24 protein-coding genes are annotated in these 23,383 nt (G+C 35.2%); 10 read left to right on the forward strand and 14 right to left on the reverse strand.

Annotated features, from left to right (window positions below; translation table 11 throughout):
- Positions 1-22: 22 nt before the first annotated feature.
- The 4 genes from gldG to NO995_RS16685 all read right to left on the reverse strand — a co-directional run bounded on the left by gldG (position 23) and on the right by NO995_RS16685 (position 3,852).
- Entirely contained in the window at positions 23-1,690 is a 1,668-nt protein-coding gene (gldG, locus tag NO995_RS16670; RefSeq protein ID WP_258228484.1) for a gliding motility-associated ABC transporter substrate-binding protein GldG, read from the reverse strand.
- A complete protein-coding gene (locus NO995_RS16675) occupies positions 1,683-2,168 on the reverse strand; it encodes a hypothetical protein (protein ID WP_258228485.1) in 486 nt (161 codons plus the stop codon). Before NO995_RS16675 ends, gldG begins: the two co-directional genes overlap by 8 nt.
- Entirely contained in the window at positions 2,165-2,884 is a 720-nt protein-coding gene (gene gldF, locus NO995_RS16680) for a gliding motility-associated ABC transporter permease subunit GldF (RefSeq protein WP_258228486.1), read from the reverse strand. The genes NO995_RS16675 and gldF overlap by 4 nt, the downstream gene beginning before the upstream one ends.
- Positions 2,885-2,994: 110 nt before the next feature.
- A complete protein-coding gene (locus NO995_RS16685; protein ID WP_258228487.1) occupies positions 2,995-3,852 on the reverse strand; it encodes an S-adenosyl-l-methionine hydroxide adenosyltransferase family protein in 858 nt (285 codons plus the stop codon).
- Between the two features lie 153 nt (positions 3,853-4,005).
- Here NO995_RS16685 and NO995_RS16690 point away from each other — a divergent pair, with 153 nt between their 5' ends.
- Both NO995_RS16690 and NO995_RS16695 read left to right on the forward strand, forming a co-directional pair.
- Complete coding sequence (locus NO995_RS16690) at positions 4,006-4,959, forward strand: PhoH family protein (RefSeq protein ID WP_240573176.1); 954 nt, start codon at positions 4,006-4,008, stop codon at positions 4,957-4,959.
- Between the two features lie 207 nt (positions 4,960-5,166).
- Entirely contained in the window at positions 5,167-6,123 is a 957-nt protein-coding gene (locus NO995_RS16695; protein ID WP_258228488.1) for a phosphoribosylaminoimidazolesuccinocarboxamide synthase, read from the forward strand.
- Between the two features lie 67 nt (positions 6,124-6,190).
- Here the strand turns inward: NO995_RS16695 and NO995_RS16700 are convergent, their stop codons facing one another.
- Positions 6,191-6,766 (reverse strand): Crp/Fnr family transcriptional regulator, encoded by a 576-nt coding sequence (locus NO995_RS16700; RefSeq protein ID WP_240573174.1) that lies wholly within the window; start codon positions 6,764-6,766, stop codon positions 6,191-6,193.
- Positions 6,767-6,866: 100 nt separating this feature from the next.
- Positions 6,867-7,967 carry a heparan-alpha-glucosaminide N-acetyltransferase domain-containing protein gene (locus tag NO995_RS16705; protein WP_240573173.1) on the reverse strand — a complete coding sequence of 367 codons (1,101 nt, stop codon included), beginning with the start codon at positions 7,965-7,967 and terminating at the stop codon, positions 6,867-6,869.
- A gap of 336 nt (positions 7,968-8,303) precedes the next feature.
- On the opposite strand from NO995_RS16705, the gene NO995_RS16710 reads away from it, so the two are divergent.
- From NO995_RS16710 to acs, 3 genes are all read left to right on the forward strand, one after another.
- Positions 8,304-8,561 carry a DUF4212 domain-containing protein gene (locus NO995_RS16710; protein ID WP_258228489.1) on the forward strand — a complete coding sequence of 86 codons (258 nt, stop codon included), beginning with the start codon at positions 8,304-8,306 and terminating at the stop codon, positions 8,559-8,561.
- Between the two features lie 19 nt (positions 8,562-8,580).
- Positions 8,581-10,272: a sodium:solute symporter family protein gene (locus tag NO995_RS16715; RefSeq protein ID WP_258228548.1), complete on the forward strand. Its 1,692-nt coding sequence runs from the start codon at positions 8,581-8,583 to the stop codon at positions 10,270-10,272.
- Positions 10,273-10,414: 142 nt separating this feature from the next.
- Positions 10,415-12,322 carry an acetate--CoA ligase gene (acs, locus tag NO995_RS16720; RefSeq protein ID WP_258228490.1) on the forward strand — a complete coding sequence of 636 codons (1,908 nt, stop codon included), beginning with the start codon at positions 10,415-10,417 and terminating at the stop codon, positions 12,320-12,322.
- Positions 12,323-12,384: 62 nt separating this feature from the next.
- Here acs and NO995_RS16725 read toward each other — a convergent pair whose 3' ends face one another.
- The 3 genes from NO995_RS16725 to NO995_RS16735 form a co-directional block, all read right to left on the reverse strand.
- A complete protein-coding gene (locus NO995_RS16725; protein WP_258228491.1) occupies positions 12,385-13,047 on the reverse strand; it encodes a 3'-5' exonuclease in 663 nt (220 codons plus the stop codon).
- On the reverse strand, positions 13,047-14,966 hold the full coding sequence (locus tag NO995_RS16730; protein ID WP_258228492.1) for a DUF294 nucleotidyltransferase-like domain-containing protein: 1,920 nt from the start codon (positions 14,964-14,966) through the stop codon (positions 13,047-13,049). Before NO995_RS16730 ends, NO995_RS16725 begins: the two co-directional genes overlap by 1 nt.
- A 63-nt stretch (positions 14,967-15,029) precedes the next feature.
- The gene (locus tag NO995_RS16735) at positions 15,030-15,644 is read right to left on the reverse strand and encodes a fumarylacetoacetate hydrolase family protein (protein WP_258228493.1); all 615 of its coding nucleotides are present in this window, start codon (positions 15,642-15,644) and stop codon (positions 15,030-15,032) included.
- Between the two features lie 178 nt (positions 15,645-15,822).
- Here NO995_RS16735 and NO995_RS16740 point away from each other — a divergent pair, with 178 nt between their 5' ends.
- A complete protein-coding gene (locus NO995_RS16740; RefSeq protein WP_258228494.1) occupies positions 15,823-16,344 on the forward strand; it encodes a DinB family protein in 522 nt (173 codons plus the stop codon).
- 4 nt (positions 16,345-16,348) lie between these two features.
- On the opposite strand, the gene NO995_RS16745 is transcribed toward NO995_RS16740, so the two are convergent.
- Positions 16,349-17,554, reverse strand: a complete 1,206-nt coding sequence (locus NO995_RS16745; RefSeq protein WP_258228495.1) for a multidrug effflux MFS transporter — start codon at positions 17,552-17,554, stop codon at positions 16,349-16,351.
- 100 nt (positions 17,555-17,654) lie between these two features.
- On the opposite strand from NO995_RS16745, the gene NO995_RS16750 reads away from it, so the two are divergent.
- From NO995_RS16750 to NO995_RS16765, 4 genes are all read left to right on the forward strand, one after another.
- A complete protein-coding gene (locus NO995_RS16750; RefSeq protein WP_258228496.1) occupies positions 17,655-18,239 on the forward strand; it encodes a Crp/Fnr family transcriptional regulator in 585 nt (194 codons plus the stop codon).
- 131 nt (positions 18,240-18,370) lie between these two features.
- Positions 18,371-18,730, forward strand: coding sequence for a nuclear transport factor 2 family protein (locus tag NO995_RS16755; protein ID WP_258228497.1), 360 nt, complete (start codon positions 18,371-18,373; stop codon positions 18,728-18,730).
- Positions 18,731-18,759: 29 nt separating this feature from the next.
- Complete coding sequence (locus tag NO995_RS16760) at positions 18,760-19,338, forward strand: YceI family protein (protein WP_258228498.1); 579 nt, start codon at positions 18,760-18,762, stop codon at positions 19,336-19,338.
- Between the two features lie 143 nt (positions 19,339-19,481).
- Entirely contained in the window at positions 19,482-20,096 is a 615-nt protein-coding gene (locus NO995_RS16765; RefSeq protein ID WP_258228499.1) for a DEAD/DEAH box helicase, read from the forward strand.
- A 116-nt stretch (positions 20,097-20,212) separates the two neighbouring features.
- Here NO995_RS16765 and NO995_RS16770 read toward each other — a convergent pair whose 3' ends face one another.
- The 4 genes from NO995_RS16770 to NO995_RS16785 all read right to left on the reverse strand — a co-directional run bounded on the left by NO995_RS16770 (position 20,213) and on the right by NO995_RS16785 (position 23,305).
- Positions 20,213-20,845 carry a hypothetical protein gene (locus NO995_RS16770; RefSeq protein WP_258228500.1) on the reverse strand — a complete coding sequence of 211 codons (633 nt, stop codon included), beginning with the start codon at positions 20,843-20,845 and terminating at the stop codon, positions 20,213-20,215.
- Positions 20,846-20,924: 79 nt separating this feature from the next.
- On the reverse strand, positions 20,925-21,599 hold the full coding sequence (locus NO995_RS16775; RefSeq protein ID WP_258228501.1) for a PrsW family intramembrane metalloprotease: 675 nt from the start codon (positions 21,597-21,599) through the stop codon (positions 20,925-20,927).
- A 23-nt stretch (positions 21,600-21,622) separates the two neighbouring features.
- A complete protein-coding gene (locus NO995_RS16780) occupies positions 21,623-22,177 on the reverse strand; it encodes an NUDIX domain-containing protein (RefSeq protein WP_308813201.1) in 555 nt (184 codons plus the stop codon).
- A gap of 39 nt (positions 22,178-22,216) precedes the next feature.
- Positions 22,217-23,305: a M42 family metallopeptidase gene (locus tag NO995_RS16785; protein ID WP_258228502.1), complete on the reverse strand. Its 1,089-nt coding sequence runs from the start codon at positions 23,303-23,305 to the stop codon at positions 22,217-22,219.
- Positions 23,306-23,383: the final 78 nt, after the last annotated feature.

Raw genomic sequence — 23,383 nt, forward strand, 5'->3', positions numbered from 1 at the left:
AAGGAAACAAACTTATTAACATTTAAGCGCCGTATTTTTTCTTTCTTACGTAATTATAAGTAAAACCAAAGATTGCAAGCAATACAAGTGGTAAGGCAATGTTTATAAGTTGCCATTTGGTTTTTTCGGCGGCTATTTTTTGTTGATTTAAAAAGGCGACATCAATACGTTTAGAACGAATGTTTATCAGGCCGCTATCGTCTAAAAGATAATTCACAGCATTCAATAAAAATTCCTTATTGCCATACTGTTGCCCAGTCCAGCGGTCGAAGCCTAATTCCTGAGGAGCACCTCTAACCACATCATTTTTAATAACATCACCATCAGCAATAACAATCATTTTTGTGGGAACACTGATGTCTTTTTCTTGTTGTAATTTGAAAGGTTTGATACGATTGCTGTAAACCGAAGGAAATTCACCTTCAAGCAACACAGCCAGTGTTTGATTGCCTTTATTGAAAAGCGAAGGGTCCTGTTCTTTGGTGACTAAATCTAAACTGATTTCTCTTGGTGTGCCTTCTAGTTTGGTTAATGGCGCACTTTCTAAAAGAATGGTTTTAGAAACGTCATTTTTTAGGGTGTCAATCTGATTCGCAAAATCGAAACGCACAAGGTTTAAATTGTTAACGATTGGATGATTGCTGTTGTTTGATGCTAACGGCGAATACGGCCATCGTAAATTCTGAAACTGAGAATTACTGCCTTCACCAATGGCTAGGGTGATAGGCGCGGAGTACAATGTACTAGTAATAACCGGGTTAATACGCACACCGTATTTAAAGAAAAAATCGGTTAGGTTTAAATCTCTTGTAACAGCAAAGTTGGTTCCTGTATCATTGTATAAGCTATCTTTTTCCATAATCACGGCATCAACCATCCAAAGGCTTTTTCCGCCGTTCATGGTATATTGGTCTAACACCAGTTTTTCCTGTTCCGAAAAGGCTTCTGTTGGTTTAGCAGCAATAATTAAATCGAAGTCATTTAACTCCTTAAGTGATTTTTGAGGATGGTTTGAAACGCTGTCTAAAGTGAAGGGCGCAATAAAATAGTATTCGCCAAGTTTTTTAATGAAATCGGCAATGTACTTATCTTCTAATTCTTTATTACCTTTTAAAACGGCGATTTTTTGATGTTTTGGTGAAACCAGCTTCTTAAAACCATCGGCGAAAGCATATTCTAAATGCTGAACGGAATTGGTTACTAATTCCTGCTGTGATGCCCCGATTTTGTTTTTTATAAGTGGAATAATAACGGTTTGCTCATTATAGCTGGCCAATGCCCAAGGGAAGATAACAGCCTGAGATGTTTTACCACTTTCCTGAACGCTTAATTGCATAGGCGTTAATCCTCTAGCGGTTAACTGCTGAATGTTTCTTTCGCGTGTCGATTCGTCTTCTAGCGGATTGATGAAGTTGAAAACAATATTGCTGTTTTCGGCAGCGAATTCTTCAAGCAGTTGCTTGGTCTCATTTTGAAGCCTTCTAAATTCCGAAGGAAAATCATCACCCTTTAAAAAAACATCAACAATAATAGGCGATTCAACATTGTCTATAATTTGAATTGCAGCTTCGCTTAAAGTGTATCGGTGGTCTTCGGTTAAATCGAAACGTTTATAAACGTTGCTGCTTACTGCATTTACAAGTATTAAGCCAACAATAAAACCGACGGTATATTTTACTTTTTTATTCAAACTTTGTTTCTAATTGGTATTGGGTGGTACTAACCACTTTATTGTTTTCAAAAATAAGTTCTAAACACTCCTGATTCATATTAAAAGCACCAGGTTTAAATCCTAGGTTATAGTTCCATTTTTCAGGAGAATTAGCTTTAATATGATCATCCCAGCCAAACCATTCACTTTTGCCTAAAAGGGATTCTACTTCTTGTTTGGTTTTTCCTAAAAACAGATGTTTTTCAACTATTTCATTGCTCATTTCGTAGCGTAAGGCTGGTTTGCTTGTCCATGCATTTGAATCGAAATGTTTTTCATGGTGATAGCTTGAAAATATGTTAATTAGTGGGTAAAACACATAGAAATAAATAACCGGAGTTAAAGCTAAAGCTAATAGTAAACTAAGCCATTTACGCTTGTCAATGGTGTTAGTAAATAACCAGGTTAAAGCGAATACTATAATTAAAAATATAACGAACAGGGGCGTTAAAATCATTGTTGTTCTTTGTTAATAGTTAATTTGGTAAGCATAATAAATAATGCTGTAATACTTAAAAAATAGACAATGTCACGAGTGTCTAAAACACCACGACTCATACTTTTATAATGAGAACTCATACCTAATTGATTGATAAAATCACTTGAAGTAAAATCGGCAACACCTTCAAATCCAATATAAAAAACGAAGCATAAAAATACAGCCAGAATAAAAGCAACAATTTGATTACTTGATAAGGTTGACGTAAATATGCCGATTGCTGTGTATGCTGCAATTAAAAATAGTAATCCAAAATAAGAGCCAAGCGTACTTCCTACATCTAAATTACCAACTGGATTTCCTAGTTGGTATATTGTATAAACGTATAAAAGTGTAGGTATTAGAGCAATAAGGATTAATACAAAAGCGCCAAAATATTTCCCTAAAACAATATTAAGATGTGAAACAGGTTTGGTTAGTAAAAGCTCTAAAGTGCCTTGTTTTTTCTCATCCGAAAAACTTCGCATCGTCACTGCTGGAATAAGGAAAATTAAAATCCATGGCGCCAATAAAAAGAAGGATGATAAATCGGCAAAGCCATAATCCAGAATGTTAAATTCGCCCTTAAAAAGCCATAAAAACAAGCTGTTCAGTAATAAAAATATAGCGATAACCAAATAGCCTATTGGTGAGGCAAAAAATGAGTTTATTTCTTTCTTTAAAATGGCGAGCATTTATAATAGTTAAAAGTTAAGTAAAGGTTCTTTTGCAAGGGTAAAATTAACAAGAAAAGTTTCAGAAAGAGATTTACAAATCACCATTTTTACAATTCTTATTAACATCTTTAATTGAGTTTAGGTAGTATCGATTCGGCAATAAAATTAATACTAACGGTATCCATTAGTGATAGTCCCATTAGGGTAGAGGCACTACCAACAGTGGCACTATTACTTTTATACACTGCAATTTCTAAAAAGTTTCCAGAATTAAACACGACCATACCACGACCTTCATCATGACGTTTTTCTTCGGGAATGTCAAAATTCACGATGTCGCTATATTTAAGATAGATTTTTTTGAATTTATGGTTACGCGCCGATATTTCGAAGGCGCGTCCTTTTTGTATAGTTTCAAAAAAGCTTCGTTTAATGTTAGTTACCACATTTCCGTAGTTGTCAATATAAATAACGCTGCCAATAATTTGAGATTTATCGTCATTTACATAAGGAATAACATTCCTAATAGGTTTAATCTTAGAAATGGTTTTGCCGATAACTTCAAGTGTGCCTCCTCGTGCAATATGGCAGGCTACTTTTACAAAAACATCCAGAACAGGAAAGCTGGATTGTATTCTGTCGTGAATATTTATTTCAACAATTTTTTCAGGTGTAATTTCAGAGCAAATCATGCTCATAATACCATTGTTGGCGCAAATAAAATAATGGTCGTCAAGCTTTAGTGCAATGTGTTTATTCTCCTTGTTAATTTCAGAATCAATTCCAATAATATGAATGGATCCTTTTGGAAAACTGGCATAGGCATTTTGAATAATATATGCTGCTTCTAAAATATTAAAGGGGGAAACACCATGTGAGATATCAACAATTCTGGCATCGGGTAATTCTGTATAGATCGCTCCTTTTGTCGCGCCAGTAAAGTAATCTTTCTCCCCAAAATCGGTTGTTAATGTAATAATCGCCATCGGCAAAATTGTTGATATGTTTTTAGTGTTACCTGACTCAAATTTGTTTATTTTTGAGTTGATACAGAGTTTCACAAAACTAATAAATCATTTGGTCTGATTAAATATTATTTTAATTTTATCTCTGTAGTAACCTAAAAATAACCGACGCTTTTGAACGAAATTATTATCGAACTTGAAGAGATCTCTCCAAAGGATTTTTTTGGAGCACAAAACACAAACATCGAACTTCTAAAAAAATATTTTCCAAAGCTTAAAATAGTAGCGCGAGGAAATAAAGTAAAAGCCTTTGGCGATGAAGAATTACTGGAAGAATTCGATCACAGAATCAATATGCTACTCAAGCATTTTGCCAAATACAACAAAATAGACGAAAACACCATCGAGCGCGTATTAACCAGCCAGAGTAGCGATGATTATAATACATCAGAGCAGAGTGGCGAAGTTATTGTTCACGGTGTAGGAGGTAAGCTTATTCGAGCTCAAACCGCCAACCAGCGTAAACTGGTAGAGACCATGCGTAAAAACGACATGGTTTTTGCTATTGGACCTGCAGGAACAGGTAAAACGTATACAGGTGTTGCCTTAGCAGTGCAAGCCCTTAAAAACAAAGAAGTAAAACGTATTATTTTAACACGTCCGGCGGTTGAAGCTGGAGAAAATCTTGGTTTTTTACCAGGAGATTTAAAGGAAAAGCTAGACCCGTATATGCAACCGCTTTACGATGCGTTGCGTGACATGATTCCTGCCGAAAAACTGGCGCTTTATATTGAAAACGGAACTATTCAAATAGCACCTTTAGCTTTTATGCGTGGTCGTACTTTAGATAATGCTTTCGTAATTCTCGATGAAGGTCAGAATACCACTCACGCACAAATGAAAATGTTCTTAACCCGTATGGGTAAAAATGCGAAGTTTTTATTAACCGGAGATCCTGGTCAGATAGATTTACCACGTCGTACCATTTCAGGATTAAAGGAAGCCCTTTTAATCTTAAAGAACGTTGAAGGTGTAGGTATGATTTTCTTGGACGATAAAGACGTTATTCGCCACCGCTTGGTTAAAAAGGTTATTGAGGCTTATAAGAGCATCGAAAACAGAGAATAATTCTTTTTAGTAGCAGTTTCCTGCTGTCGGCAGTCGCTTTTTATGCTTGTTATTTAAATGGATAACAAGCATAAAAGAGCTCCGGCATATGCCTTCATCAGGGCTAGATATAATTTCATATTTTTAAATTGTAATTATCGGGTAAATGCGAACAATTTGATAAATTTGCAGTATCAAAAAAATCAGATATTAAATAAAACCGAATTCGTGGCAAATACAGATAACACCATAATTGACACAAACTTTAATTTTCCTGGACAAAAAAATGTTTATAAAGGAAAAGTTAGAGAAGTATATAACATTAACGACGAGCAATTGGTCATGATTGCTACAGACCGTCTTTCGGCTTTCGACGTGGTGATGCCAAAAGGTATTCCTTACAAAGGGCAAATATTAAATCAGATTGCTACAAAAATGATGAAAGCAACCGAAGATTTAGTGCCAAACTGGTTAACCGCAACTCCGGATCCTAACGTAGCTGTAGGGCATTTATGTGAGCCGTTTAAAGTTGAAATGGTGATTCGTGGCTATATGTCTGGTCATGCAGCTCGAGAGTATAAAGCTGGTAGACGATTACTTTGTGGTGTGCCAATGCCAGAAGGTATGAAAGAAAACGATGCTTTTCCAGAGCCAATTATTACTCCGGCAACAAAAGCAGAAATGGGAGACCATGACGAAGATATTTCTCGTGAAGATATTTTAAAACGCGGTATTGTAAGCGAAGAAGACTATTTGGTTTTAGAAGATTACACCCGTAAATTATTTAAACGTGGTACAGATATCGCTGCAGAGCGTGGATTAATTTTAGTAGATACCAAATACGAATTTGGAAAAACTAAAGACGGTAAAATCGTTTTAATTGATGAAATTCATACGCCAGACTCTTCGCGTTATTTTTATGCTGAAGGGTATCAGGAGCGTCAGGATAAAGGGGAAGCTCAAAAGCAATTAAGTAAAGAGTTTGTTCGGCAGTGGTTAATTAGTAATAATTTTCAAGGTTTAGAAGGACAAACTGTACCTGAAATGAGTGATGAGTATATCACCTCGGTAAGTGACCGTTATATTGAGTTATATGAAAATATTACTGGTGAAACTTTTGTTAAGGCAGATGTAACCAATATTCAGGAACGTATTGAAGCTAACGTTTTAGAATACTTAAAATAATTTATCTCAAATATTGACAAAAAAAGCCCTTTATTAAAAGGGCTTTTTTTTATGGCTTTCTATAAGTTTAATTATCGTTTTTAAGCGCGTTTTTTCGAATTCTGCTTAAAGATTGTGTCGCAATACCTAAGTAACTAGCTAAGTATTTTTGAGGGATTCTGTTAACTAAATCCGGAGTTTCTCTTTGCATGCGATAATAACGCACTTCAGCTGTTTCGGTCATGCTTTCTATAAGGCGTTGTTCGATAAAATCCTGAGCTTCATTAAGCATTTTTCTGGTAAATAGGCGCCAGGAATCCAGTTTAATCAATTCGTTATACTCATCAAGGGTAATTTGCCAAATTACTGATCTTTCTATGGTTTGAGCATTGTCTTTTGTAGGCGTTTGGTTTATAAAACTCATTCGCGATGTCATGCAGTACGGAGCAGCAATAAAAAATTTGGTGATTTCTTGCTTGTTGTTGTTTACAAAATTACGCACCAAGCCTTCTTCTATAAAATAAAAATATTTACAAACTTCACCTTCAGTGACAATTGCTTCATTTTTTTTATAAACCACTCGCTTAAACATTGACTCAATAAGTTCCCAGTCTTCAGCAGGCATAGTCACATATTTTTCAATAAAGGATTTGATATTATTCATAGTGGAGTTGAGAGATGGGTTTGTAATTTGTTATAATTGAGGGTCTTGAGCGGGTGTAATTAAATTTAAATATAGAAATAAAAATTGAATCTAAGAATAATCACTGAGATTTTTCCTTTTTAAACACACCAATGATTTTACTAGAAATACTATAAACAAAATGATTGGTTTTGGCATAATGGAATGAGATAAAACAAACAACCAGTATAAAGGCCAGGGCTCCTAAGATAGCTTCTGTAGGTTCAAGCGATTTATTAAACCAACGTTTTAAACCATAACCGGTAAAGCTTCCGTAGAGTATGATGAAATGAATGACATACATCGATAAGGTTTTCTCACCAATACGAGCAATAATAGATTGCTTTAAAAAGCGTTCCAAACTATAAAAAATTCCGAAAAGAATGAATACGTTTCCTAATCGAATAAATAAATAATTATAGTCGGCACTACGTTTAAGTAATTCAATATCGGTTAAAGTATGTAGTTTTAATAAAGCCCATGTTGAGTGGTACATAAGCAAGTATCCAACAACAAAAAATGTAATAATGGTGAATATTTTAAAGCGACTCCTGTGGGCATGTCTGAAAAATACTGTTGAAATAAATGCACCGAATGCCGAGTATCCGAACCAGGGTAAAATGGTAAATACAGAGCCGTTTATTTTGGTCATATAATTAGCAATGACTAACGGCAGGTTTTCAATAACCAGATTTCTGTAAAGAGGTTCAGAAACAAAACAAAGGCATCCTATAATAGCAAGAATGACTGAAAATAAATAACTGTATTGTTTAAATAGGACATGCAAACAAACCAGTATGATTAAAGATAAACCAATACATTGTAAAACATCAATAACCAAAAAGTAGGTGTTGAAATATCCGCTAAACCAACTTATTAAATTAATACGAAGACTATAACCAATTCCTAGTAGAAGCAGTCCACGAAAAAGGCCTTTTTTTATTCGGGGCTTATCATTTCCCTTTTCATTTGCTCGTAAAAGCAGGTAGGTAAATACCAGACCGGAAATCGTGAAAAAAGTAGGAGCTGTGATACCTCTAAAATAGGACCATATATTATAAGCTGTGTTGGTACTGTCTCTGTAAACCGGGTCCAAAAGCGTATCGATAAAATGACCTTGAAGCATCATTAAAATAGCAAATGCTCTAACGGCATCAATAAAATATAGACGATTAGCTTGCACTGGTATTTGTGATTTGGTTTCGATAAAGATAGCTTTTATTAATTAAATAGAAATAGGGAGCAAATGTATAGCAAAATATAATTATTTGTATGTTTTGGAAGCTTTTAATTAGGATAATGTATTTCATTTAATATATAAGCGTAAAAGGAACAAATATTAATTGCAATTTTCAATGTAAGTATTATATTAGCGGATGTGTGATTTTTTAAGAACTATATAATTTATTGTATTAAATCCTGCAGAATAACCAACTGTAATCTTAAAATGTTATGCATATAATCGTAATAAAATCATTTTTATTAATCTTATATCACCAAATAAACTAAATATAACAACATGTCAAAAAGCAAGGCTAAAGCTTATTGGAAGGAGAATTTAAAATACCTCTTCATCCTGTTAGCTATATGGTTTTTAGTGTCCTATGGAGCTGGAATTTTATTTAAAGATATCCTTAATGAAGTACGCTTGGGAGGCTTTAAATTAGGGTTCTGGTTCGCTCAGCAAGGTTCCATTTATGTATTTGTAATTCTTATTTTCGTTTATGTTCGCCTCATGAACAAACTTGATAAAAAGTATGGTTATGATGGTGAATAGTATCTTGTTGTTAGCGTCTATGGATGTGCAGACCTGGACGTATATTATTGTCGGACTTACTTTTACAATATATATCGGAATTGCTATTTGGACTCGTGCAGGCTCTACTAAAGATTTTTATGTTGCCGGTGGAGGGGTTTCCCCACTAGCCAATGGTATGGCAACTGCTGCAGACTGGATGAGTGCAGCCTCGTTTATTTCTATGGCTGGTATTATTTCTTTTGCAGGCTATGATGGGGCAGTGTACCTAATGGGGTGGACTGGAGGTTATGTGCTTCTGGCGTTATTATTAGCTCCTTATTTACGTAAATTCGGAAAGTTTACCGTGCCAGATTTTATTGGCGATCGTTACTATTCAAATACGGCGCGATTGGTAGGCGTTATTTGTGCGCTTTTAGTGTCGTTTACTTATGTGGCAGGGCAAATGCGTGGTGTCGGTTTAGTGTTTTCTCGATTCCTGGAAGTTGATATCAATACCGGGGTTATGATTGGGATGTTTATCGTTTTATTCTACGCTGTTCTTGGTGGAATGAAAGGGATCACCTATACGCAGGTGGCACAGTATTGCGTGCTTATTTTTGCATTTATGGTACCGGCTATTTTTATATCTATTCAAATGACAGGGAATCCCATTCCGCAACTAGGTTTTGGAGGTACCTTAGCTGATGGTTCCGGAACGTATTTACTGGATAAATTAGATGGATTAAGCACCGAATTAGGTTTTTCCGAATATACCGAAGGTTCAAAATCTATGACCGATGTTTTTGCCATTACTTTGGCTCTAATGGTGGGGACAGCAGGTTTACCTCATGTTATTGTTCGCTTTTTTACAGTAAAGCGTGTTAGTGACGCCCGAAAATCAGCAGGATTAGCGTTATTACTAATTGCTATTTTGTATACCACAGCACCAGCAGTATCGGTATTTGCGAGAACGAATTTAATTGAAACCGTTTCAAACAAACCTTATGCAAGTGTGCCAGAATGGTTTAAAAAATGGGAGCTAACAGGATTGATAACGTTTACAGATAAAAATGAAGATGGCAATATTCAGTATGTTGCCGATAACGATAAAAATGAATTAGTAGTTGATAACGATATTATGGTGTTGGCCAACCCTGAAATTGCCAAGTTACCAAACTGGGTTATTGCTTTGGTTGCTGCCGGTTCGTTGGCAGCGGCATTATCGACAGCTGCCGGGTTGTTGTTAGTGATTTCAGCATCTGTATCTCACGATTTAATTAAGAAGATGGTCAACCCTAATATATCAGAGCAAGGTGAGTTGATAGCAGCACGTTTATCGGCGATTGTAGCTGTTGGAATTGCTGCCTATTTCGGAATTCATCCACCAGGCTTTGTGGCAGCAACAGTGGCTTTGGCTTTTGGTTTGGCAGCAGCCTCATTTTTTCCGGCAATCATTCTTGGTATTTTTTATAAGCGTATGAATAAGGAGGGCGCTATTGCCGGAATGGTTGTGGGGATATCTTCTATGATTTTTTACATGCTGAAATTTAAATTCGGCTGGTTTGGCGGTGGCGGAAAGGACGACTGGTGGTTTGGCATTTCGCCGGAAGGTTTTGGAACCGTGGCTATGGCTTTAAATTTTGTGGTATCTATAATCATAATGAAATTTACACCGGCACCTCCCGAAGATGTTCAGGACATTGTAGAGAACATCAGAATACCAAGCGGGGCGGGAGAAGCAACACATTAAGAGGGAATCAGTTAATGTTTGTCTATAAATAGACGTTGTCTGTAGAAAAAAATAAGTTTAATCACATAAAATATATAATTTAGAGAGTGCCTGAATTTTATAATGAGAGTTTAGGTTTTATTTAAAAATTGCAAAACAAAACATGAGTAATTATCACATAAAACATTTAGAAGAGTATTATCAAGTTTACAGAAAATCGATTAGAGAGCCAGAAAATTTCTGGGAAGAAGTTGCCGAAGAACATTTTATGTGGCGCAAGAAATGGGATAAGGTTTTAAGCTGGGATTTTTCAAAACCAGAAGTAAAATGGTTTGAAGGAGCTCAACTTAACATAACTGAAAACTGTATCGATCGTCACCTAACAACACGAGGAGATAAAACGGCGATTTTATTTGAACCTAATAGTCCTGATGAACCAGCAGAACATATCAGCTATAATCAGCTTTATAAACGTGTAAACAAGTTTGCTAACGTATTAAAGGCCCAAGGAATTAAAAAAGGCGATCGTGTTTGCATCTATTTACCTATGATTCCTGAATTAGCTATTTCTGTATTGGCTTGTGCCAGAATTGGAGCCATTCATTCTGTGGTATTTGCAGGATTTTCATCGACGGCTTTAGCAACCCGAATTAATGATAGTGATTGTAAAATGGTTATAACCAGTGACGGATCGTATCGAGGTGCTAAATCCATCGATTTAAAAGGTATCGTAGATGATGCTTTAGAAGATTGCCCGGGAGTGAAATCGGTTTTAGTGGCGAAGCGTATTCATTCAGAAATCAGTATGACTGAAGGACGTGATTTTTGGCTGCAACCACTTTTAGATGAAGCCTCAGACGAATGTCAGGCAGAAATCATGGATGCTGAAGATCCGTTGTTTATTTTGTATACATCGGGTTCTACAGGTAAACCAAAAGGGATGGTTCACACTACAGCGGGTTATATGGTCTATACGGCATATACATTCAAGAATGTGTTTCAATACAGAGAAGAAGATATTTATTGGTGTACAGCCGACGTGGGGTGGATTACCGGACATAGTTATATTGTTTACGGACCGTTAGCCAACGGTGCCACTTCAGTAATGTTTGAAGGGGTACCAAGTTACCCGGATTTCGGACGTTTTTGGGAAATTGTAGAAAAACATAAAGTCACGCAGTTTTACACGGCGCCAACTGCTATTCGTGCGCTAGCAAAAGAGGGAGTTGGTCATTTAGAAAAATTCGATTTGTCGTCTGTAAAAGTGCTTGGGACAGTTGGAGAACCAATTAATGAGGAAGCATGGCACTGGTACGATGATAATGTAGGAAAGAAAAAAGCACCTATTGTCGATACCTGGTGGCAGACCGAAACCGGAGGTATTATGATTACACCAATTCCATTTGTTACGCCTACAAAACCAACATATGCAACTTTACCTTTTATTGGTATTCAACCTGCATTAATGGATGAAAACGGACAAGAAATTAAAGGAAATCAGGTGGATGGTCGCTTGTGTATCAAATTCCCCTGGCCAAGTATGGCACGTACCATTTGGGGAAATCATCAGCGTTATAAGGAAACCTATTTTTCGGCTTACGATAATAAATACTTTACAGGTGACGGTGCTTTGCGTGATGAAGTAGGATATTATAGAATTACAGGTCGTGTAGATGATGTGATTATTGTATCAGGACATAACTTAGGAACGGCTCCTATTGAAGATGCGATTAATGAGCATCCTGCCGTTTCTGAAAGTGCAATTGTTGGATTCCCGCATGATATTAAAGGAAATGCGCTTTATGGTTATGTAACCTTGAAGGAATTTGGTGAAACCAGAGATCATACCAACCTGCGTAATGAGATCAATCAGTTAATTACTGAGCAAATTGGGCCTATTGCTAAGTTGGATAAAATTCAGTTTACAGCTGGGTTACCAAAAACGCGTTCTGGAAAAATCATGCGTCGTATCTTAAGGAAAATTGCAAGTAAAGACACTTCTAACTTGGGAGATACCAGTACGTTATTGAATCCTGAGGTGGTTCAGGATATTATTGATAATGCGTTATAGCAATTAGAAAATATTTGTAAATAAGGGCGGGTTCGATGAATTTTGAATCCGCTTTTTTTATTTTATCGATTTAGTAAATACCCCCAGTTAAGGTGTTTTTTCTTATCTAAACGGCCTAAGATTTTTAAAAACACCAATGCCGTTATGAGTGCATCTCCAGTAGCCGTGTGCCTGTCTACAGTTGGGACATTCAGTTCTTTGCACAAATAGTCTAAACTGTAAGGCTTAGTATTGTCTTGATAAATAACATGAAGGGAGCGTTTATACAAAACACCGGTATCAATAAATCGGTTTTTTAGTTTACCAAGTCCATACCTGTGTAGTATTTCGTTAATCATGCCTTTGTCAAAACCAGCGTGATGAGCTACCAGAATATCATCTTTTATATATTCTAAAAAGGCTTTTATAGCTTCAAGTTCTGATATTTTATCGACATTGTCCGAACGCATTAACTCATGAATAGCTACTGTTTCAGGCTTGAAAACGTCTTGTCTTAGGTAGAGTTCTAAAGCGTTATTTACATCTATCTTTTTTCCAACAAAAGAAACAGCACCAATTGATAATACACGATCTTCTTTCATATCGAAACCTGTAGTTTCGGTATCAAAAGCAATGAATCTGGTGTTGGAAACAGCGGTGTCTTTTTTATTTTTAAAATGACTTAGGTATGTTTCCCAAAAGTCAGGATAGTTTTTCTTTCTTATAAATAAATCGAATAGCCCCATTACACAAAGTTTTTTAAATCGAACCTTAATGTCAAGGTCTCCTGAATTTCATTAATAGGCTTAAAGCATCGGCGTAGTTTCAGCTGTTCTTCTTTTGTTAAAGTGCCTATTTCAATGAACTTTCCGGAGTTATTATGTAATAACCCTTGTTTAGTTTTAAACTTCGATAAAGCTTTAAAAGCGTAGGAACAGGATTCGTAAAGTTCTTTGTTGTTAGGTTCTAATTCAGCTAACTTTTCGTAACGCTCGTAAGTACTGTTTACGCCTTTTATTCTATTGCTAAGTGTTAGTAATCTGGCGGCGTCAATAAGTGGCATTAAAGCACGACTTTTAATGTTGAATAGGTCTTTTTGGTCTCCATTCTTTTCAACCAAAAATTGTTTGAAGAAGCCTAAAGGTGATGGATTTTTTAAAGCGTCACGACCTAAAAATCTAAAGAAAAGCTGCGTTTTTTCTAAAGTTTCGTATATCGAATCTGATAGACGGCTTGTTAATGTTTCATCCCCATAAACCGGACTAAAATCGAAGAATATAGAAGACAATAAAATAGCCTTTTCGTCGGGGTTTAATATCCAGTTAGTAAACTGATTTTTCCATTCGGTTAGCGATAAACACCATTCCGGATTTCGCGCCATCATATCGGCTTCGCAGTATTCAAAACCAATTTTGTTAAGCGATTTGTTAACGTACTTGGCTAAATCTAAAAAGTAGCTTTTAGTTTCTTCGTATTTATCGGAAGGGACATCTTCGAAAATTATAGCGTTATCCTGATCGGTAAACAAGAGTTGTTCTTTTCTTCCTTGACTACCTAAAGCCATCCAGGCAAATTTAACAGGTGGTTTGGTAGGCATCTTTTTTAATGCAATTTGTACCGCACGATTGCTAACAGCATCATTTACCTGAGCCATTAATTTAATGATGTGTGATAAAGGAATGTTTTGTTCCAGATAACTCTTAATTAAAGTCTCAGCTTTAAGTCGCGCCGTACGTAAGGTTTTGGTACGTTTCGCACGTTTTATTTCCTTCAAAATTACTGCAGGATTATTACCGAGGGTAACTAAAACATCATGATGCGTTAATACACCAATAAGCTTAGAGTTTACCGTACCGTCTTTTGTAATGCATAAATGACCAATACTGTGTTTAATCATTTGTAACTGTCCGTCAGCAACTGTAATATCTTTTTTGCTGGTAATTACCGGAGAACTCATAATGTTGGTCACCTGAGTTTCGATAGGGAATCGGCCCGTTGCAATTTTGTTTTTAATATCGCTATTGGTAATGATTCCTACCGGATGATTTTCATCGTTAATCACAATAATACAGCCAATACGATGCTTGCTCATTGTAATCGCAGCTTCTTTAAGGCAGGAATTAACAGAACAGGTAATTGGGTTTTTAGAGAAATTAGCCGTTTGAAAATTCACCATATCCTGAGACGTATTAGGTAAATAATCGACAAATATTTTACCAGTTTCTTCTGCAGTATATGGGTCGTAGGTATTGGTTGCGAAAGCTGTAATTAAAAACTTTTGAACCTGAGCATTGTCCTGCGTTACCGACTGAAAAACATCAATCGGTATCGCATAAACAATAGATTCTTCGTTTGCAGTAGCGGTAAGTTTATAATTTTCTTTAGCAATAAGCGGTCTTAAACCAAACACATCGCCACCATCACTAATGTTAATAATTTCCTGAGTGTTATTATTTGTGGTGTGGAAAAGGGTAATGGCTCCGTTTCGAGTCATATAAAAATGCTCGTGAAACGAATCACCTTTTTTGAAAAGGCTATCGCCTTTGTCCAGATAAATTATGGAAACTTGTCCAGATATTTTTAATAAGTTATCCGGTTTAATACTATTAAACGGTGGATAGTTTTTAATAAAATCGTTAACGCGTTCTGCAATGGAATTTTTCAAAAGAAAAGGAAAATTTATTTAGTTAAGTTAGGGTTTTTCCGTGTCTATCTTAAAGATAATTGTCTAGATCATTTTAAAGTCCAGCAACAACTCACCTTCAATAGATGCTTGTAAGTGGTCTCCTTTTTTAATTTCACCTGTTCCAGAAGCAGGTGTTCCTGTGAAAATTAAATCACCTGGTTCTAAAGTCATAAACTTAGAGGTGAATGCAATAATATCACTAAAGTTGTAAATCATTAAACTGGTGTTTCCAACTTGTTTTTCTTCTCCGTTAATTTTTAAATAGAAATTAATGTCGTCAAGTTTAGGAAAATTGGCAACGGGTTTAAAACCAGAAATAGGAGCAGCGCCATCAAATCCTTTTCCTAAATCCCAAGGTCCTTTAGTTTCGCGACAAGCGTTAAAAATATCTTTTGCGGTGTAGTCGATACCAACTCCTATTTCAGAGATATACGACGCAGCATCTTCTAAAGCAATGTCTTTACCTTTTTTACCAATTTTTATAACCAATTCAACTTCATAGTTTAACTGGTTTGTGAAACTAGGGTAAACTACATCGGCGTTATCTTTTACAAGGCTTGATTCTGGTTTAGAAAAAATAATCTGATTCCCAGTTTTAACAGCTGCAATTTCTTCTACAGAATTCACATAGTTTTTACCAATAGCTAGTATTTTCATTTTTAGTTTTTGTGTTATAAGTTATGGTGTAAATTTAGTAAAATAAGTGTTGAAAAGCCCTTATTAATCTGCTAGAATTTGTTCAGAATGGGTTGTTGAAAGTATTTTTTTTTGAAGCGTTTTTAAATGGTTAAAAGTTTTTCTAACTTTATGTAATACAATAAAAAAAACAAAGTCAATGAAAATTTCGGACTTGCACGATACAGAGTACAATGCGTTTTATAGAACTTACATAGGAATGATTCCAAAAGACAGGACTTTGTTAGAAGGCTTTGAAAAGGGATTAGAGGAGATTGTGGCGTTTTTTAAAGCCATTCCTGAGGATAAGTTGAATTACGCTTATGCGGAAGATAAATGGAGTGTAAAAGATGTATTTCAGCATATTATAGACACCGAGCGCGTGTTTCAATACCGTTGTTTTTGTATAGCACGCCACGATAAAACCTTGTTGCCGGGTTATGATGAAAATCATTATGCCTTACCAGCTCAGGCGAGCGCAAAAACGCTTGATGCCTTGTTGGAAGAATTCACATCGGTACGACAAAGTTTTATCGTGTTACTAAAATCACTCAGTGTAGCGGATTTACAGCAAGAGGGAAATGCCAATAATTCTCCCATAACCGCACGAGCTGCCGCCTTTGTTGTGTTAGGACATGCCTTATGGCATATGGATGTGATTAAAAACCGATATCTTCAGTAAAGTATTAGTTTCTTGATAACGAATTTCTACGTCTAATAGAAAGGAAAACCAAAACAGACATTATACCGAAAACAGAAAATCCAATAAAAAGAGGAAGTACAGAAGTACTTATGAAATTTCCAATATAATTAGCGATAGGTACGGCTAAAACCGTTGAAATAAACCCATTAATGGCAGCACCTATTCCTGCGATGTGACCCAGGGGTTGCATAGCTAAGGCTCTCAAGTTTCCGAATAAAAAACCCACCGCAAAAAACTGCATGGCAAAAAATCCGACCAGTACATAAACGCTTGGGTTTTTACCCGACCAGAATAACAGAACATATAGCAATGAAATAGCGGCATAAGCTATAGCAGAAATAAATCCAATACGAAACATTCCATATTTAACTACTAAACGGCTATTGAAAAACGTAGCCAAACCAATAGAAATAGCAAGACTGGCGAAGATATACGGAAACATTTCTGCCAGATTATATTGTGTTTCAAAAATTTGTTGCGAGGTACTTAAATACACCATAAACGACCCTGTAATAAATCCGGAAACTAAAGTAAAAGCTACGGCGTCTTTGTGTTTAAAAAATTCAACAGCACCATTGATAAAAAGGTTTAATTTAAGTTTGATACGTTTTTCTTTAGGTAAGGTCTCCGGCTGGCGTTTATAAAGCCAGAACATAATACATATTCCAAATATAAGGTTGAAATAAAAGATAGATCTCCAGCTAAAAAAGTAAGTTAAAAAAGTGCCCAAGGTAGGGGCAATAACAGGAACCAGAATGAAAAACATCACCACAATAGACATGATTTTAGCCATATAATTACCACTGTAAGAATCGCGAATCATAGATAACGAAATACTTCGTGGTGATGATAAGCCTACGCCTTGTAGTATGCGACCAAGAATCATCATTTCAAAATTTTTGGTCGTTACGCAAATAATACTTGCAATAATGAATAGTGTAAAGCCAACATAAATTACAGGCTTGCGACCAAAGCTATCTGATAATGGTCCGAAAATAAGCTGACCGAAACCAATGCCTAAAAAAATCATGGTAATTAGCAACTGATTTTTGTGTGGGTCATCAACATTTAAAGAATGTCCAATTTCGGGTAAGGCGGGCAACAAGGCATCTATGGTTAAGGCGACGATTGACATTAACGAAGCCATTAAAGCCACAAATTCAAATTTGAAAGGTTGGTTGTTTTGCATTAAACAAAGGTATATCTATAAAATAAGTTAAAAATTAATTTAGGTTAATAAAGCTGATTTATATTGTTAAATTTGTATTGAAACCTACAGTAACCTATTGATGAATATAGAACCTCTACTAAATAGCATTAGTAAATACATAAGTTTAAACGATCAGGAAATTGAATATTTTAAGTCTAAAATCTTTATTAGAAAATATTTAAAAGGTCAATATATTGTTCAGCAGGGTGACGTGTGTAAGTATGAATGTTATGTGTTGTCGGGGTGTACAAAAACCTTCTATGTTGATCAGGAAGGACACGAGCATATTATTATGTTTTCAATTGAAGACTGGTGGACTTCCGATATGGGAAGTTTTATTAGTCAGACACCTGCCGATTTTAATGTGCAGTGTTTAGAAAATTCTGAGCTCATCATGATTTCTCACGACGTGGTTGAAGATTTATATCGAGAAATCCCGAAACTGGAACGTTTTTTTAGAAAAATAGTGGAGCGTGCCTTTGTAGCTTCACAAAAACGCATCGTTAGAAACTTCAGTCTAACAGCTAAAGACCAATACCTGTATTTTAGAGAACAGTATCCGCTAATCGAGCAACGCATTCCGCAGTATATGATTGCTTCTTACCTGGGTATAACCAAAGAATTTTTAAGTAAAATTAAAAGTCAGCTTATCTTAGAGCAGTGATTCTTTGAGGAAAACCTCAGTGTTTTAGGGGTTTTTGGTAATGTTAATTTAGTTTAACATCATTTGATAATCTACTTCATTTTTATTCCTGTAGATGTTTCTGAACTTTGTCATGTTCAAAAAAAGGAAATATGCTTAGTTGCAAATTAATTGAAAAGATAAGTTCGGTAAACGATTTAATTCTACAAGGCAAAGCTCTCGAAGCCTTTGATGAATTTTATCACGACGATGTTGTTATGCAGGAAAATAACAACCCCGAAATTGTTGGGAAAGAATTGAATAGAAAAAGAGAAGAAGAATTTTTTAACGCCATTACAGAATTTAGGTGTGCTAAACCTTTAAAAGTAACGGTGGGAGAAAACATTACCATGGTAGAATGGCATTTTGATTATACTCATAAAGATTGGGGGATTAAAAATTATAATCAAATTGCTGTTCAGGAGTGGAAAGACGGAAAAATTATTAAAGAACGATTTTATTACGAATCATAAATCAAATCAAACATTAAATAAAAACAACAATGAAAAAGACAATTAAAAATTTAGCAGTAGTAGCTTTAGTAGCATTTACATCTTTTGCTTTCGCAAACAATGATGTTGAGAAAAAAGCGGTAAAAGTAGAGTCAAGCTCTGTGGTATGGAAAGGGTATAAAGTAACAGGATCTCACGAAGGAACTATTGCTTTACAATCTGGAACTTTATCTTTTGACGGAGATAAATTAGTAGGAGGAGAGTTTGTAATTGATATGGCAACTATTAATACTACAGATTTAGATGGTGAAATGAAAGGAAACTTAGACGGTCACTTAAAATCTGACGATTTCTTTGGTACTGAAAAATACCCAACTGCAAAATTAGTTTTCACTAAAGTAAAAGCTAAGGGTAAAAACTCTTATGCAGTAACAGGAGATTTAACTATTAAAGGAAAAACAGCTCCGGTAACTTTCGATATCTCTATCTACGGAAGCAAAGCAACAGCGTCTTTAAAAGTAGACAGAACTAAATACGATGTACGTTACGGATCAACTAGTTTCTTCGACGATTTAAAAGATAAAGCTATTTACGACGAGTTCGACTTAGTAACAGATTTACAGTTTTAATTAAAAATGAATGCCTCGATGCGCTTTGTGTCGGGGGATTTTTATCAGCTATACAGAGTGACTAATAGCAGAGGATTGGGTGTTCAGAGATGAACACCTTTTCTTTTTTATGAAAAAGCTATCTTTGCATCAAAATAAACAACATGTCTTTTAAAAAATTACTGGAACCTCTTAAGGAAAATTTAAAGCAAAACGAGATTGTAGAACCTAACAATCTGCAATCTAAAATTCTTTCAAAAATTAAAGGAGGAACAAGCATGTTGGTTATAGCGCCAGATAATGCAGGAAAAACAACCAGTATTGTTATAAGCGTTATTAATAAATTAAAGGCAGCTTTCGAAGATGCGCCACGCGCCTTAATTTTTGTAAAAGATAAGCAAGCCGCATTAGACTTAGAAGCGCTTTTTAATACGTATAAGAAAGGAACCGATTTACGCGTGTATTGTGCTTACGACGAGTATGATCTTGAAACACAACGTGAAGATATTTACGTAGGCGTTGATGTTATTATCGGTACCCCAAAACGCATTAATAAACTCTTTTATTTGAATAGCATCAACTTAAAAAAACTACAAATGTTTATTGTTGAAGACGCTGATTTTGTGTTTAAAGGTAACTTAACCTCCGAAATAAATAGAACACCAGAAAGTATAGGAAGATGTCAGTATTTAGTATTTACAGATCGCTACGATGCCCGTTTTGAGCGTTGGGAGGAAACATTCATGTATAATGCCGAAACAGTGATTTTGAAGAAGTAGGTGGGTTTTTTGGTTACGAAATCAACACAACCAAATTTTTATTGATTTTGTTGTAAATTCGAAGCAATGACCTTTTTTCGATCTTAGCGGCTATTTTTTCTTTTCTTTTTTTATTCTTATTTAATACGTTGTTTTTCAAAGAAAAACTGTTTGTATTTTGATTGGAATTTTATAAAATTTAGCGTTCTGTTTTCACTTGATGGAACTTCTAAGTCATATTCAAATTCAAAAGGTGTAGTGCAGTTTTTTATGATTTCTCCTATTTTATTTAAATGTTCTATTCCATTTGAAATGTCTTCTTCGTTGAATTCTTTTATATTGAAAGGTTCATTTACAGAATTTTTTTCTGAATGTGCGAATTTTTTGTTTCTCAAATTATGTAGTTTTTTAAAATAAACTGAAGATTTGAGTTCGGCGATTAATGTAATATTTTTTTGATGAGTATCATTAAATTTTTTTCCGAGGTTATCTTTTAAAGATTCGTTTAACCATATCAATGAAGATATGTTTTCTAAATTATTTTTCCTTCCTTTTTCCAATAGTTTATGGTATTCCATTATGTAACTATATTGAAGTGTTACTTTGAAATATTGAAAGGGATGACTATTTATTAATTCAAGTTCCTTTGAATTAAAGTCTGAGGAATTAAGAAGTTTAGTTTCGGTTAATGAAGTGTTACATAAATAAAATGCCCAATATACATGTTGATAACGTTTCTTTATGTGATCAGGAATATTATTTGGAGGCATATGAGTGATACTGCTATTAAATAGCGTTTGTGTTTATAATATTTATGAAGTTAAATATAAATATAATTCTTACAAAGTTCTAAGCCCTAAAATGCGAATTTTTTTGGTGTTCTTTTATGGCATTTCTCGATAGTAGAATACCAATAAACAGTGAGATAAAAGCACCTACCCAAATACCAGGTACAAAATTTATAAAAAGGAAAAAGTCGTAAGCCCCGTGAAATAGTATAGCCAATAGTAACCCAGCGATATTTAATACTAAACGGTTTTTAGAAAATTTCGCTTTTCCCATATAGTAGCCCATTAAGATACCGAATGTCGCGTGTGCAGGCACAGCTGTAAACGCTCGAACTAAAGCGGTTTGTATACCACCATCCAAAACATATACGATATTTTCGGTAGCCGCAAATCCCATAGAAACCATAACTGCATAGACAATACCATCAAAAGGTTCGTTAAAATCGGCTTTGGTCTGGGCGTAGTATTTTACAATAATGTATTTGCTGAATTCTTCGGTGAAGCCAACCACAAAAAAGGCTTTAATAAACTGTTGAAGAATACTGGTTTTATTGGGTAGAGGTAAAACAATATTAAATCCATAGTACATTATCGAAGTAATCACTATACTTACAATAGCCCCTAAGGCAAATGAAAGGAACAGGAGTTTTGGAGGTTCTTTTTCGTATTTATCTTTTGAATAAATGTAAAGTATAATGATGCATATCGGGGCAATAGCCAACAGGATTAAATTCATTTTATAAATGTTATTAAATGAATTTAATTTATGGTATTCTCTACACTCTCCAAAACCACCTCATAATATCCTTTATTCGATGGCACAAAATGGTTATTGATACCAATATGGTCTATTAGATATTGAAACTCGTCTAACGAAACCAGTTTTAAAGCTTCGACTTCTTCTTCCTGGGGGATTAAAGATTTTAAGGGCTGTTTTAACTCACAAATATAGGTGTGATGAAATTCGTTGTCTGTAATGCCTGTATCATAACTTTGAAAGCATTTAAAGAAGCCAATTTTATGTAAGTCCGATTCGGTAATATTTAAACCTATTTCTTCTTTTGTTTCACGTAAAGCTGCCTGTTCAATAGATTCTCCGGCATCAATATGTCCAGCAACCGAAACATCCCACATCAGGGGACAAATTCTTTTTTTAGCCGAGCGTTGTGAAAGTAGTATTTCACCGTTTTTGGTATAAAACCAGATGTGTACCGTATTGTGAAAATAGCCTTTCTGGTGTATCACCGATTTTAATTCTGAAAGTCCCGTAGGAATACCGTTGTCATCAACAATATCTATATATTCGTCCATCATGATATATAAAAAAGATTCCCGCTTTCGCGGGAATGTATATTAGTTAAAGTAGCTGAATGTTTCGCCGTCTTTAATGTTTAGTAAACTTTCGTAAATTAATTTAATAACGTTTTCAACATCATCTCTGTGAACCATTTCTACAGTCGTGTGCATATAACGTAACGGTAATGAAATTAAAGCAGAAGCCACACCGCCATTACTGTAAGCAAAAGCATCGGTATCGGTTCCGGTAGCACGAGATAAAGCACTACGTTGGAAAGGAATGTCTTTAGCTTCAGCTGTATCGGTAATTAAATCACGTAATTTTTGTTGTACTGCAGGAGCATATGCTATTACAGGACCTTTACCATATTCAATTTCACCCTGAACTTTCTTTTCAATCATAGGTGTTGTGGTATCGTGGGTTACGTCGGTTATAATTGCAGCATTTGGTTTAATGGTATCGGCAATCATTTCGGCTCCGCGTAATCCAATTTCTTCCTGTACAGCATTCACAATGTACAATCCGAAAGGTAGAGTTTTGTTGTTTTCTTTTAGTAAACGTGCTACTTCGGCAATCATAAAACCACCCATACGGTTATCTAAAGCACGACAAACAAATTTATCACCATTTAAAATATGGAATTCATCCGGATAGGTAATTACACAACCAACATGAACACCTAAAGCTTCAACTTCTTCTTTGGTTTTGCATCCACAGTCAATAAAAATATTGTCTGGTTTTGGTGTTTCTTCATTTCCGGATTTTCTGGTGTGAATGGCCGGCCATCCAAAAACGCCTTTTACAATACCGTTTTTAGTATGAATATTAACGACTTTACTTGGTGCAATCTGGTGGTCACTACCACCGTTACGAATGACGTAAATCATTCCGTTTTCAGAAATGTAATTTACATACCATGAAATTTCATCGGCGTGTCCTTCAATAACAACTTTATATTTTGCTTCTGGATTTATAACCCCTACAGCAGTTCCGTAAGTGTCTGTAATAAACTCATCAACATAGGGTTTAAGGTAATCCATCCATAATTTTTGACCTGTCCATTCGTACCCTGTTGGTGCTGCATTATTCAAATATTTTTCTAAGAAGTCGATAGACTTTTCGTTTAGAATACTCGTCTTTGTCATGTTTTAAAAGTTTTGCACTAAAATAAGAATATTAATAGAATTGAGGTGTTATACAAACGGAATATATTTATAGTTTTT

Origin of the sequence: Aestuariibaculum sp. M13, from assembly GCF_024723255.1 — a bacterium.
GTDB classification, from domain to species: domain Bacteria; phylum Bacteroidota; class Bacteroidia; order Flavobacteriales; family Flavobacteriaceae; genus Aestuariibaculum; species Aestuariibaculum lutulentum.